This window comes from Streptomyces sp. NPDC046716, from assembly GCF_040645755.1.
Classification (GTDB): domain Bacteria; phylum Actinomycetota; class Actinomycetes; order Streptomycetales; family Streptomycetaceae; genus Streptomyces.
In genome coordinates, this window is record NZ_JBEYYU010000083.1 from 18,065 (window position 1) to 31,194 (window position 13,130).

The window sequence follows — 13,130 nt, forward strand, 5'->3', positions numbered from 1 at the left end:
GCGAATTGACTGAGACCTGTCTTCCGCAGCCCCCTTTCCCCGAGGAACCCGACCGATGACCGCGCCCATCCGGCCCCCTGTACGCCCGGCCGCGCTCACCCTGCTGGCCGCTCTCCTCGTCACCGGAGCGCTCGGCGCGGGGGCAGTCGCCCTCGCGCCCGGTTCGGTGCGCACCCCGCTCGCGTGGGGCGTCGCCGTCGCGGCGCTCGCGATCGGCGCGACGGCCGGTTACGCCGCCCACGCCCGCGCGAGCGTCGCCCTGCTGCGCCGGCGCGCCGAGGAGACCCGGCACACCGCCGAGCGCGGCGCCGCCGAGCAGACCCGCATCACCAGCGAACTGTCCCGCGAGCGGGACGCCAGAGCCGCGCAGGCCGCCGAACTGACCGGCCAGCTGCGCACCGCCCGCGCCGAGCGCGCCGCCGCCATCGCCGCCTGCGCCAACGCGGCGGGCCGGATGCAGGCGCTCGCCACCGGCATGCTCGCCGACCTGCGCGAGATGGAGCACCGGCACTCCGACGAGGACGTCCTCGCCGATCTGCTCCACCTCGACCACCGCACCGCCCAGGCGGGCCGGCTCGCCGACTCGGTGGCCGTGCTCACCGGCGCCCGCTCGGGCCGCCGCTGGGCCCGGCCGATCGCCATGGAGTCGATCCTGCGCGGCGCGATGGGCCGCATCGGCGGCTACCAGCGGGTGCGGGTGCACGCGAACACCTCGGTCGCCGTCGCGGGCCACGCCGCCGAGGGCGTCATGCACGCGCTGGCCGAACTCCTCGACAACGCCGCGAACTTCTCGCCGCCCACCGCCGAGGTCCATGTCTACGTCGAGGAGGTCCCGGCCGGCGTCATCGTCTCCGTCGAGGACTCCGGCCTGGTGATGGGCCCGGTGCAGTTGCGCCGCGCCGAGCACGCGGTCTCCGGCGAGACGACGGGCACCGCGGGCTCCACCGGTCTCGGCGGGCTGTCCGGCACCCGGCTCGGCCTCGCCGTCGTCGGCCGGCTGGCCCGCAAGCACGGCCTGACGGTGTCGTTCCGCCCGTCCGCGCGCGGCGGCACCGGCGTCCTGCTGCTCGTCCCGCAGGAACTGCTGTCCCGCGCCTCCGATTCGACGCCCGTACGCGCCACCGGCACCGGCACGGCCACCGCGACCGCCCCGGCTTCCGCCGCCGAGGAGTCCCCCGCGCACGAGACCGCCGACGGCACGGTCCCCGGACCGGCGGCCCGCGAGCGGGAGACCCCCGGACCCGCCGAGCCCGTCACGCCCGTACCGGAGCAGGCCGTACCGGAGCGGACCGCGCCCGGACAGCCCGCCCCCGGCGACCCGTCGACCGAGGCCGCGCTGCCCAAGCGGACCCGCGGCCGCACCCTGGCCGCCGCCCAGCACGGCCGGGCCCGCGCCGCCGAGCCCCCCGCCGAACGGCCGGGGCCCGCCGCCGCGGCATCGGCCGCGTCCCGCTTCAGCAGCTTCAGCCAGGCGGTCCGCACCGCCCCGGCCGTACCGGAGCCGGCCGAGTCCGGCACCCGGACCGAACCCCGCACCACCACGCACCCCGACACACCCACGCAGGAAGGCGACACCCCCCAATGACCGGGACGACCACCACCGGCGCCGGCCTGACCTGGCTGCTCGAAGGCCTCCTCACGCGCACCCCGGGCACCCGGCACGCTCTGGTCCTTTCGCGCGACGGCCTCAAGCTGTGCCACACCCCCGAACTCATCCCCGACCAGGCGGACCAGCTCGCCGCGATCGCCGCCGGGATCCAGGCGCTCGCGCACGGCGCCTCCGCCGAGTTCGGCGACGGGAGCGGCGGTGTGCGCTCGTCGATGACCGAGTTCCACGGCGGCACCCTGTTCATCGTCGAGGCCGGCGAGGGCGCCCACCTGGCGGTGCTCGCCGCCGAGGACGCCGACGCGGGCCTGGTCGGCCACACCATGGTCGAACTCGTCGAGCAGCTCGGCGAGCACCTGCGCGCCCTGCCCCGCAGCCCCGACCTGGCCACCAGCACGCCCCCGGCGTCATGAGCCGGCCCGGCCGGGACGACGCGCCCGACCGGCTGTACACCCTCACGGGAGGGCGCAGCCGGCCGGCCTCCGACGTCTCGTTCGACCTGGTGTCGCTCGTCGTCGCCGAGTCGGACCCGGCGCCCGGCATGCCGTCCGAGCACGCCGCGATCCTGCGGATGTGCGCCCGGCCGACGGCCGTGGTGGAGGTGGCCGCCGAACTCGGCCTGCCGGTGAGCATCGTGCGCGTCCTGCTCTCCGACCTCCTGGTGCAGGGCCGCATCGGCGCCCGGCACCCGCGCACCGCCGACACCCCGCATCGCCTTCCCGATCCCGACATCCTGGAGCAGGTGCTCGTTGGACTCCGCAACCTCTGAACCGCCGGACGGCCGCCGGGAGTTGGCGGCCGGAGCCGACAACGGTCTGAAGATCGTCATCGTCGGCGGCTTCGGCGCAGGCAAGACCACGCTGGTCCGTTCCGTGAGCGAGATACGTCCCCTCAACACCGAGGAGACAATGACGCAGGCGGGAGCGGGCGTCGACGAACTGGCCGACCTGGACGGCGTACGCGGCAAGACGTCGACGACGGTCGCCTTCGACTTCGGCCGCATCACGCTCGACGCCCGCAACGTCCTCTATCTGTTCGGCGCCCCCGGCCAGGAACGCTTCTGGTTCCTGTGGGACCGGCTGTTCTCCGGCACGCTCGGCGCGGTCGTCCTCGTCGACACCCGCCGCCTGGAGGACTCCTGGTACGCGATCGACCGCCTGGAGCAGCACGGGACGCCGTTCATCGTCGCCCACAACGACTTCGGCGGCCCGCCGCACACCCTGGAGCAGCTGCGCGAGGCCCTCGACCTCGACCCCGAGGTGCCGCTGGTCCGGTGCGACGCGCGCGCCCGCGAGTCCAGCAAGGACGTCCTGATCACGCTCGTGGAGCACCTCAGGACCCTGTACGCCCGTCAAGCCAGCCCCAGTGCGCTGCCCGTGCCCCAGGAGGCCGCCCCGTGACAAGCCCCGGCTGCCCCGCGTCCGCGCACGGCGCCGTCCCCGTGCCGCTGTCGGGACCCCGGTTCGCGACCGAACCCGCCACGCTGTACCGGGAGATGCGCCGCGACCACGGCTCGGTCGCGCCCGTCGTCCTCGACGGCGACATCCCGGCCTGGCTGGTCGTCGGCTACCGCGAGCTGCATCAGGTGACCGGTGATCCGGCGCTGTTCAGCCGCGACTCCGACCTGTGGAACCAGTGGGAGAACATCCCCGACGACTGGCCGCTGCTGCCGATGATCGGCCACAAGCAGCCGTCGATCCTCTACACGGTCGGCGACCGGCACCGCCAGCGCGCGGAGATGATCAGCCACGCCCTGGAGTCGGTCGACCCCTTCGAACTCAAGGCGCACGCCGAGCAGTTCGCGGACGAGCTGATCGACGGGTTCTGCGGCAAGGGGGAGAGCGACATCATCGCCGACTACGCGATGATGCTGCCGGTCCGCGTCCTGGCCCGGATCTACGGCTTCTCCGACGAGGCGGGACCCGCCCTGGTCACCGCGATGAACGACATGATCGACGGGCGGGAGCGGGCGCTCGCCGGCCAGCAGCACCTGGGCCGGTCGATGGTCGAGCTGATCGCCGAGAAGCAGGCGCGGCCGGGCGATGACGTCGTCTCGTCCATGCTCCGGGACACCTCGGGCTTCACGCCCGAGGAGATCGCCCAGGACCTGATGGTGATGATGGCGGCGGGGCACCAGCCCACCGCCGACTGGATCGGCAACTCGCTGCGCCTGATGCTGACCGACGACCGGTTCGCCGCGTCGCTGTTCGGCGGGCGGCACAGTGTCGCCGAGGCGATGAACGAGGTGCTGTGGGAGGACGCCCCGACGCAGAACGTCGCCGGGCGCTGGGCCACCCGCGACACCCGGCTCGGCGACCGCCACATCCGGGCGGGCGACCTGGTGCTGCTCGGCCTCGCCGCGGCCAACGCCGACCCGCAGGTGCGCACCGACGCCTCGGTGCTGACCGGCGGCAACAACGCCCACTTCTCGTTCGGGCACGGCGAGCACCGCTGTCCGTTCCCCGCCCAGGAGGTCGCCGAGGTCATCGCGCGGACCGGTATCGAGGTGGTCCTCGACCGGCTGCCCGACATCGATCTGGCCGCCCCGGCCGACGCGCTGACCCGCCGCCCCTCGCCGTGGCTGCGCGGGCTGACCGATCTGCCGGTCCGTTTCACGCCGACGGCCGCCGTGCCGTCGGCCGCCCTGTGACGATCCACCGCTTCCCTTTCCCGTATCCCGGACTCCTGGAGCTCTCGTCATGACGACATCCGCAGCAACGTGCCCCCACGCGTCCGCCGCCCGTATCCCGCTCGACCCCTTCGTCACCGATCTGGACGCCGAGACGGCCCGGCTGCTCGCGGCGGGCCCGCTGGCGGAGGTCGAACTGCCCGGCGGCGTCCCGGTGTGGGCGGTCACCCACCACGCGGAGGCCCGCCAGCTCCTCACCGACAAGCGGCTGGTGAAGGACATCGAGGTGTGGGGCGCCTGGCAGCGCGGCGAGATCCCCGCCGACTGGCCGCTGATCGGCCTGGCCAACCCGGGCAGATCGATGCTGACCGTGGACGGCGAGGACCACCGCCGGCTGCGCGCGCTGGTCGCCCAGGCGCTGACCGTGCGCCGGGTGGAGCGGATGCGGGAGCGCATCACGGAGCTGACCACGGGCCTGCTCGACAAGCTGCCCGAGGCGGGCCCGGTCGACCTGAAGGCCGAGTTCGCCTACCCGCTGCCCATGTACGTGATCAGCGATCTGATGGGCATAGACGAGGCGGACCACCCGCGCCTGAAGGTCCTGTTCGACAAGTTCTTCTCCACGCAGACCCCGCCCGAGGAGGTCATCGCGACGCTCGGCGAGCTGGCGGCGATGATGGGCGCGGTCGTGGCGGCCCGCCGCGAGAAGCCCGGCGACGACCTGACCAGCGCGCTGATCCAGGCCTCGGAGAACGGCGACCGGCTCACCGACGCGGAGATCGTCTCCACGCTCCAGCTGATGGTCGCGGCGGGCCACGAGACGACGATCTCCCTCATCGTCAACGCGGTCGTGAACCTCTCCGCCCACCCCGACCAGCTGGCCCTGGTCCTCGCCGGCGAGGCCACCTGGGAGCAGGTCGTGGAGGAGACGCTGCGCTTCTCGACGCCGACCTCGCACGTGCTGATCCGGTTCGCCGCCGAGGACGTGCGGGTCGGGGAGCAGACCATCAAGCAGGGCGACGCGCTCATCGTGTCGTACGGGGCGATCGGCCGCGACGAGCAGGCGCACGGCCCCACCGCGGACTCCTTCGACATCACCCGCGCCTCGGAGACCCGGCACATCTCCTTCGGCCACGGCCCGCACGTCTGCCCGGGGGCCGCGCTGTCCCGGCTGGAGGCGGGCGTCGCGCTCCCGGCGCTGTACGCGCGTTTCCCCGGCCTGCGGCTCGCGGTCGAGCCGGGTGAGCTGCGCAACAAGCCGGTGGTGACGCAGAACGACCTCTTCGAGCTGCCGGTGCTGCTGGGCGGCTGATCAGCGGGCCCGCGAGGGCCCGCACCCGTAGATCACCACAAGTCCACGGGCCGGAGAAGTCGTCTCATCGAACGGACACGTTTCCGTCCGGTTTCACCGAGGCGATACCCTCCGGCTCGTGGCTGAGATCCAGATTCCCGCTGACATCAAGCCCGCCGACGGACGTTTCGGCGCGGGCCCCTCCAAGGTGCGGACGGAAGCGCTGGACGCGCTGGCCGCCACCGGTACCTCCCTGCTCGGCACCTCACACCGCCAGGCCCCGGTCAAGAACCTGGTCGGCCGGGTGCGCGACGGCGTCAAGGACCTCTTCTCCCTCCCCGAGGGCTACGAGGTGATCCTGGGCAACGGCGGCTCCACCGCGTTCTGGGACGTCGCGACGCACGGCCTGATCGAGAACAAGTCGCAGCACCTGAACTTCGGCGAGTTCTCGTCCAAGTTCGCGAAGGCGTCCAAGCTGGCGCCGTGGCTGGCCGAGCCGACCGTCATCTCGTCCGACCCGGGCACCCACCCGGAGGCGCAGGCCGAGGCCGGCGTCGACGTCTACGGCCTGACCCACAACGAGACCTCGACCGGTGTCGCGGCCCCGATCAAGCGCGTGGCCGGTGCCGACGAGGGCTCCCTCGTCCTGGTGGACGCCACCTCCGGCGCGGGCGGCCTGCCGGTCGACATCGCCGAGACGGACGTCTACTACTTCGCCCCGCAGAAGTCCTTCGCCTCCGACGGCGGCCTGTGGATCGGCGTCTTCTCCCCCGCCGCGATCGAGCGCGCCGAGCGCATCCACGCGTCGGGCCGCCACGTCCCGGAGTTCTTCTCGCTGCCGACGGCGATCGACAACTCCCGCAAGAACCAGACGTACAACACCCCGGCGCTCTCCACGCTCTTCCTGCTCGCCGAGCAGCTGGACTGGATCAACGGCCAGGGCGGTCTGGCCTGGTCCACGGCGCGCACGAAGGACAGCTCGACCCGCCTCTACTCGTGGGCCGAGGACTCCAAGTACGCGACGCCGTTCGTCACCGACGCCGCCAAGCGCTCGCAGGTCATCGGCACGATCGACTTCTCCGACGACATCGACGCCGCCGCCGTCGCGAAGGTGCTCCGCGCCAACGGGATCGTCGACACCGAGCCGTACCGCAAGCTGGGCCGCAACCAGCTCCGCATCGCGATGTTCCCGGCCATCGACCCGTCCGACGTCCAGGCCCTGACGGCCTGCGTCGACTACGTCATCGGCCAGCTCTAAGCCCCTTAGGGGCGCGGGGAACTGCGCGAGCAACCCACGACAAGCCGCGGACGCGACCGCTCATCAACCGGGCAGACGCGTCCGCGGCTTTTCCGTGCCCGAGCCCCGGCGGGGCTAACGCCCCAGGGCCGCGAACTTCCGCGCCGCCAGCGGAAAGAACACCAGCGTCAGAACGGCAGGCCACACCCACGCCATGAGCAGCGCGTGCTGCTCGATCCAGGAATCCCCGGCCCCCACGGGCGACCCGAAGAGCTCCCGCACCGCGGCGACGGTCGACGACAGCGGATTCCACGCCGCGACGGCCCCCAGCCAGTCCGGCATCAGCTGCGGCGCGACGAAGATGCTGGAGATCATCGTCAGCGGGAACGCCACCGCGAACAGCCCGCCGGCCGCCTCCGGATTCGGCACGAGCAGCCCGAGCCACACCCCGAGCCAGATCAGGGCGAACCGCAGCCACAGCAGCAGCGCGAACGCCGCGAGCCCGCCCCCGACACCTCCGGCCGGCCGCCAGCCGATCGCGAGCGCCGTCAGCATCAGGATCGTCAGCTCGGCGCAGGCGACGAGCAGATCGGTGACCCCGCGCCCGGAGACCACCGCCGACGGTGCCATCGGCATCGAGCGGAACCGGTCGATGACCCCCTTCGTCGCGTCGTACACCACGAGCGTCGCGGTGTTGATGAAGCCGAACGCCATCGTCATCGCGAACATCCCGGGCATCAGGAAGTCCCGGTAGTCACCGCCGCCCGGCACCGTCATCGCGGAGCCGAAGACATACCCGTACAGCAGCACGGACAGAATCGGGAAGCCCAACTGCCAGGCGATGTTGACCGGTTGGCGCTGGTAGTGGGTGAGGCCGCGCCGCACCACGTTCCAGCAGTCGGCCACCGCCCAGTAGACCGTCGTACCCATCACACACCCCTCCCGGTGAGCCGCAGGAACACGTCGTCAAGGCTCGGCCGGCGCAGCCCGATGTCCTCGACCGCGACGCCCTCGTCCTGGAGGGTGCGCGCGGCGTCCGTGAGCGCGGCGACCCGGTCCGCGACGGTGGCGTGCACCCGGCGCTCCGTCTCGTCGACCACGGGCTCGGCGCCGCTCCGCGCCACGATCTTGGCCGCGCGCGGCAGATCCGCCGCGTCCGCGACGACGACCTCGATCCGGTCCCCGCCGACGGACCGCTTCAGCCCCTCGGGGGTGTCGTCGGCGATGGTCCGCCCCTGGTCGATGACGGTGATCCGCGAGGCCAGCCGGTCGGCCTCCTCCAGGTACTGGGTGGTGAGCAGCACCGTCGTGCCGGCCGTGACCAACTTCCGCACGCTCTCCCAGACTTCGCCGCGTCCGCGCGGATCGAGCCCGGTCGTCGGCTCGTCCAGGAAGAGGATGTCGGGAGTCATGATCATGGACGCGGCCAGGTCCAGCCTGCGCCGCATGCCGCCGCTGTACGAGCCGACGCCCTTGTCGCCCGCGTCGGCGAGCCCGAACTGGTCGAGCAGCTCGGCCGCCCGCGCCTTCGCCCGCCGGCCGCCGAGGTGGAAGAGCCGGCCGAACATCTCCAGGTTCTGCCGGCCCGTGAGCACCTCGTCCACCGCCGCGTACTGCCCGGTGAGCCCGATGCGGCGGCGCACCCGGCGGGGCCGGGCCGCCACGTCCACCCCGCCGACCTCGGCCCGGCCCCCGTCGAACCTCAGCAAGGTGCCGAGCACGCGCACGGCGGTGGTCTTGCCCGCCCCGTTCGGCCCGAGCAGGCCGTGCACCGTGCCGCGGCGCACCGTCAGATCGAACCCGTCGAGCGCCCGCTTCTCCCCGTACGTCTTGCGCAGGCCCACGGCCCGCACCGCGTAGTCCCCGTCGCCTTCCACGGCAGTCGCCTCCCTCACCCCGGCCAAACAACTGAGTACACCGTACCCAAAAGAGAGTACACCGTACTCAGTTTCTGGCGGGCGGTTTACGCTGACTCCATGACGAGCGGCACCAGCAGCACGACCGAGACCAGCGGCAGCGGCGACATCCAGCGCAGCCTGGACCTGTTGTGGGGCACGGGAAGCGCGCCCCGCCGCGGCCCCAGGCCCGCGCTCTCGCTGGACCGGATCGTCACCACCGCCGTCGCGGTCGCCGACGCCGAGGGCATCGCGGCCGTCTCGATGCGCCGCCTCTCGCAGGAGCTCGGCACCGGCACGATGTCGCTGTACCGGTACGTGCCGGGCAAGGCGGAGCTGCTCGACCTGATGCTGGACAAGGTGCAGACTCCGTACGAGCCGGGAGAGCACCCGAACGCCATGGAGGAGACGGGGAGTTGGCGCACGGCCGTCGAGTCGGCGGCCCGCGAGACCCTCGCCCTCTACCAGCGCCACCCCTGGCTGCTCCAGGTCAACCAGGCCCGCCCCGTGCTCGGCCCCGGCGCCCTGGCCGGCATGGAGAAGGTGCTGTCCCGCATCCGGCCGATGGGGCTCTCCGACCCCGAGCTGCTCTCCGTGCTGATCATGGTCGAGGGGTATGTCTCGGGGGCCGCCCGCACCCGGGTCCACGAGCAGGAGGCGGAGCGGACGACGGGGATGACGGACGCCGACTTCTGGGCGGCGCAGGGCCCGACCCTGGAGACGGCCATGGCGAGCGGGCGCTACCCGGTCATGGCGTCCCTGTCCGAGGACACCTTCGGCCCCGGCTTCGACCACTTCGAGTTCGGGCTCCAGCGCATCCTGGACGGCCTCGACGTCCTGGTCGCGGCGCGCCTCGGCGACTAGCTACTTCTGCTTGGGCTTGCGCAGCAGACGCCCGATGCCGATGACCGCGATGAGCACGACCGCCGCCCCGACGGCCCCGGCCTTCCCGGTGAAGCCGCCGTCGTCGCCGCCGTCACCGCCGTCACCGGACGCCGAACTCCCGCCTCCGTCCGAGCCCTTGGCCACCCCCTCGACCTCCACGGGCTCCACGGAACTGTTCTTGCCCTCGCTGCCGTAGAGCAGCGTCCTGCCGTCCGGGGTGTACGTCACCGACTCGCCCTGCGGCTGGAGCGGGACGTGCAACTGCCCCTGCCGCTTGGGCTTTCCGTCGTTCCAGGAGTACGAGATACCGCCGAAGTAACCGCGCACCGCGAGCTGCTTCCCGTCCGGGGAGAAGGCGGCGTCGGTCGCCCACAGGTCGATGTCGCCGACGCGCCGGAAGGTGTTGGTGGCGGCGGAGTCCAGCGTGGCGGGGCCCTCGTAGAGGCCGCCGCCGTCCTCGCCCTTCTCGATGATGTACACCCGGCCGGTCTTGGGGTGGACCATCATCGACTCGGCGTTGCGCGGCCCGTCCGCGTACTTGACGACGTACTGGGTGGCCCGCACGGTCTGGTCGACGAGCTTCTTCGGCTCGGGCAGCTTGTAGATCCACACGTGGTCCCACTTGCCGCCGAGGTTGTCGCCGATGTCGCCGACGTAGATGTTCCCGTCGGGCCCGATCGAGATCGCCTCGACGTCGCGCGGCGCGCCGACCCCGGTGAGGGTGACCCGGGCGAGCGTCTTTCCGGTGCGGCCGTCGATCGCGAAGATGTACGCGCCGTCGGAGCTGTCGTTGTGGGTCCAGTAGACGCCCGGGTGGGCGCGGGACGCGGCGAGGCCGCTGGACTCGGTGATCCGCGGGTCCTCGATGGTGAAGCCGGAGGAGCCGACGGACGGCGAACTGTCGGCCGTGGCGGGCGCCGTGGCGCCTCCGAGCACGAGAACGACCGCGGCCCCGGCCGCACCCAGATACGAACGCATGACCCCAGCTTGCCAGGCGTGTCAGGGCTCACACACACGCGGCCCGGCCGATCGAGGATGATGAGCGGATGCTCAGGTTCATGTTCGTCGGTGACAGCCAGACCATCGGCAGCGCGGGGGAGCACACCTGGCGGCACCGTTTCTGGTGCCATCTGCGGACGGCCTGCGGGGACGGGACCGTCGCGGTCGTCGGACCGCGCGAGACCCTCTACGACAAGACCGCGGACGCCCCGACGTCCCTCGCGTACGCGGACCCGGGCTTCCCGCGCCGGCATCTGGCCGGCTGGGGCGAGGGCTGGCTGCACATGGCGCCGGTCGTCGCCGACGCGGTGCGCACCTGCGGCGCGGACGTGCTGCTGGTCAACCTGGGCCTGATCGACCTCGGTTTCTACACGGACGCCGAGCAGACCGCGGCGAACATGCGCCGCTTCGTCACCGAGGCACGCACCGCGAACCCGGCGGTCCGCATCGTCCTGCTCCCGGTGATCCCGAACATCAGGGCCGAGACGGACGTCCTCTTCGCCGCCGAGGTCGCCCACTTCAACACCCTGCTCGCCAAGGCGGTCGCCGACCTCTCCGAGCCCCGCTCGCCCCTGCTGCTGGCGACGGTCCCGGACGCGTACGACATCCACCACGACACGTACGACGGTACGCACCCGAACGCGTCCGGCGAACACAAGGTGGCCGCCGCCTTCGCGGACGCGCTGCACCAGGCGTGGGGGCTGGGCGGTCCGTACGCCCCGGACCCGGTACTTGCCTAGAGCGCACTCCACGTTCTTGGCTGAGCGGCATGAAGTACACGCAGCTCGGACGCACGGGACTCAAGGTCAGCCGGCTCGTCCTCGGCACCATGAACTTCGGACCGCAGACGGACGAGGCCGACAGCCACGCCATCATGGACGCGGCCCAGGCCAGTGGCATCAACTACTTCGACACCGCCAACGTGTACGGCTGGGGTGAGAACAAGGGCCGTACCGAGGAGATCATCGGCACCTGGTTCGCCCAGGGCGGCGGCCGGCGCGACAAGACCGTCCTCGCCACCAAGGTCTACGGGAACATGGCGGGCGACGGGGACGTCTGGCCCAACCACGACCGGCTCTCCGCGGTGAACATCCGCCGGGCCGTCGACGCCTCGCTCAAGCGGCTCCAGACCGACTACATCGACATCTACCAGTTCCACCACATCGACCGCCGGACCCCCTTCGAGGAGATCTGGCAGGCCATCGAGGTCCTGGTCCAGCAGGGCAAGATCCTGTACGCCGGTTCGTCCAACTTCCCCGGCTACAAGATCGCCCAGGCCAACGAGACGGCCGCCCGGCACGGCCGCGTCGGCCTGGTCAGCGAGCAGTGCCTGTACAACCTCGCCGAGCGGCGCGCCGAGATGGAGGTCATCCCGGCCGCGCAGGAGTACGGCCTGGGCGTCATCCCCTGGTCCCCGCTCCACGGCGGGCTGCTCGGCGGCGTGCTGAAGAAGGAGGCCGAGGGCAAGCGCCGCAAGGACGGCCGCTCGGCGTCCGCGCTGGAGAACACCAAGGTGCGCGACCAGGTCCAGGCGTACGAGGACCTGCTCGACAAGCACGGCATCGAGCCCGGCGAGGCGGCCCTGGCGTGGCTGCTGACCCGTCCCGGGGTGACCGGGCCGATCGTCGGCCCGCGCACGGCGGAACAGCTCGACTCGGCGCTGCGCGCGGTCGAGCTGGAGCTGGGCGAGGACGTCCTGGCCTCGCTGGACGAGATCTTCCCGGGTCCCGGCCCGTCGCCGGAGGCCTTCGCCTGGTAGCGCGCAGGTGAGCGGCGGTCGCCGGGGAAGGGGTCAGTTTCCGACGGCCGCCGCCACCGCCACCACGACGAACATCAGCACAAGCACACCGGCCATGATCCGGTTCCGCGTCTTCGGGTCCACGTATCGAGCCTAACGCGCACCGGCGAGCGGCCAGCCGCCGACCTTCTCGTACCTGGGCCGCTCGCCGGGCACTCCCGACCTCGGCAGATTGCTGCGGACGAGGGCCAGCTCGCCGACCGTCCACGGGGTGCCTGCGAAGTCGTCGAGCGCGGCGAGGTACGGGGTGAAGTCGTACGTGTCGCGGGCGCGGGCGAGGGTCAGGTGCGGGCGGTACCTGCGGTGCTCCCCGTCGATCCCGGCCTTCCTGCCCGCCGCCTCGGCCCGCTCGGCGAGCCGTCGCAGCGCGGCCGTCTCCCCGGCGACCCCGGCCCACAGGGCCCGCCCGCCGAAGTGCCCGCCGCCGCGCAGGCCGACCTCGAACGCCTCGGTCCGCGCGGCGGCGCGCGCAAGTCGCTCCGCGAGATCCGGCGCCGTGGCCTCCGGCACGTCCCCGTAGAAGGCGAGGGTGAGATGCCAGCCGCTCCGCCCGGTCCAGCGCAGCCCGTCCCCGTCCGGCAACCGGTCGACGCGGGCGCCGAGTTCGTCGATGACATCGTCCGGCGGCAGCACGGCGGCGAAGAGTCTCATGGGGCCAGTCTCCCGGGTGCGGCTCTCGTCGTGGCCGGTCGCGCAGTTCCCCGCGCCCCTTCACCCAGACGGTCTTCATGGGCGACTTCCCGCTCATGACCAACAAGGGCACCTTCGTCATCAACGGCACCGAGCGTGT

General features: G+C 72.4%; 14 protein-coding genes. 10 read left to right on the plus strand and 4 right to left on the minus strand.

Features of this window, described 5'->3' with window-relative positions; translation table 11 throughout:
• The first annotated feature begins 55 nt into the window (after positions 1–55).
• The 7 genes from ABZ930_RS37590 to serC all read left to right on the plus strand — a co-directional run bounded on the left by ABZ930_RS37590 (position 56) and on the right by serC (position 6,784).
• Complete coding sequence (locus ABZ930_RS37590) at positions 56–1,585, plus strand: ATP-binding protein (RefSeq protein WP_361558699.1); 1,530 nt, start codon at positions 56–58, stop codon at positions 1,583–1,585.
• Positions 1,582–2,019 carry a roadblock/LC7 domain-containing protein gene (locus tag ABZ930_RS37595; RefSeq protein ID WP_361558702.1) on the plus strand — a complete coding sequence of 146 codons (438 nt, stop codon included), beginning with the start codon at positions 1,582–1,584 and terminating at the stop codon, positions 2,017–2,019. Before ABZ930_RS37590 ends, ABZ930_RS37595 begins: the two co-directional genes overlap by 4 nt.
• Complete coding sequence (locus ABZ930_RS37600; protein WP_361558705.1) at positions 2,016–2,375, plus strand: DUF742 domain-containing protein; 360 nt, start codon at positions 2,016–2,018, stop codon at positions 2,373–2,375. The genes ABZ930_RS37595 and ABZ930_RS37600 overlap by 4 nt, the downstream gene beginning before the upstream one ends.
• Positions 2,356–3,006 (plus strand): ATP/GTP-binding protein, encoded by a 651-nt coding sequence (locus tag ABZ930_RS37605; protein ID WP_361558708.1) that lies wholly within the window; start codon positions 2,356–2,358, stop codon positions 3,004–3,006. Before ABZ930_RS37600 ends, ABZ930_RS37605 begins: the two co-directional genes overlap by 20 nt.
• Entirely contained in the window at positions 3,003–4,256 is a 1,254-nt protein-coding gene (locus tag ABZ930_RS37610) for a cytochrome P450 (protein ID WP_361558711.1), read from the plus strand. Before ABZ930_RS37605 ends, ABZ930_RS37610 begins: the two co-directional genes overlap by 4 nt.
• Positions 4,257–4,305: 49 nt before the next feature.
• A complete protein-coding gene (locus ABZ930_RS37615) occupies positions 4,306–5,547 on the plus strand; it encodes a cytochrome P450 (protein WP_361558714.1) in 1,242 nt (413 codons plus the stop codon).
• Between the two features lie 118 nt (positions 5,548–5,665).
• Complete coding sequence (gene serC, locus ABZ930_RS37620) at positions 5,666–6,784, plus strand: phosphoserine transaminase (protein WP_361558715.1); 1,119 nt, start codon at positions 5,666–5,668, stop codon at positions 6,782–6,784.
• 114 nt (positions 6,785–6,898) lie between these two features.
• On the opposite strand, the gene ABZ930_RS37625 is transcribed toward serC, so the two are convergent.
• Entirely contained in the window at positions 6,899–7,693 is a 795-nt protein-coding gene (locus ABZ930_RS37625) for an ABC transporter permease (RefSeq protein ID WP_361558716.1), read from the minus strand.
• Positions 7,693–8,640 (minus strand): ATP-binding cassette domain-containing protein, encoded by a 948-nt coding sequence (locus tag ABZ930_RS37630; RefSeq protein WP_361558718.1) that lies wholly within the window; start codon positions 8,638–8,640, stop codon positions 7,693–7,695. The genes ABZ930_RS37625 and ABZ930_RS37630 overlap by 1 nt, the downstream gene beginning before the upstream one ends.
• A gap of 99 nt (positions 8,641–8,739) precedes the next feature.
• On the opposite strand from ABZ930_RS37630, the gene ABZ930_RS37635 reads away from it, so the two are divergent.
• Entirely contained in the window at positions 8,740–9,522 is a 783-nt protein-coding gene (locus ABZ930_RS37635; protein ID WP_361558721.1) for a TetR/AcrR family transcriptional regulator, read from the plus strand.
• On the opposite strand, the gene ABZ930_RS37640 is transcribed toward ABZ930_RS37635, so the two are convergent.
• Positions 9,523–10,521 (minus strand): WD40 repeat domain-containing protein, encoded by a 999-nt coding sequence (locus ABZ930_RS37640; protein WP_361558724.1) that lies wholly within the window; start codon positions 10,519–10,521, stop codon positions 9,523–9,525.
• Between the two features lie 68 nt (positions 10,522–10,589).
• Here ABZ930_RS37640 and ABZ930_RS37645 point away from each other — a divergent pair, with 68 nt between their 5' ends.
• Both ABZ930_RS37645 and ABZ930_RS37650 read left to right on the plus strand, forming a co-directional pair.
• A complete protein-coding gene (locus ABZ930_RS37645) occupies positions 10,590–11,282 on the plus strand; it encodes a GDSL-type esterase/lipase family protein (protein WP_361558727.1) in 693 nt (230 codons plus the stop codon).
• Positions 11,283–11,311: 29 nt separating this feature from the next.
• Complete coding sequence (locus ABZ930_RS37650; RefSeq protein WP_361558730.1) at positions 11,312–12,301, plus strand: aldo/keto reductase; 990 nt, start codon at positions 11,312–11,314, stop codon at positions 12,299–12,301.
• A gap of 132 nt (positions 12,302–12,433) precedes the next feature.
• Here ABZ930_RS37650 and thpR read toward each other — a convergent pair whose 3' ends face one another.
• Positions 12,434–12,991 (minus strand): RNA 2',3'-cyclic phosphodiesterase, encoded by a 558-nt coding sequence (gene thpR / locus ABZ930_RS37655; protein WP_361558733.1) that lies wholly within the window; start codon positions 12,989–12,991, stop codon positions 12,434–12,436.
• Positions 12,992–13,130: the final 139 nt, after the last annotated feature.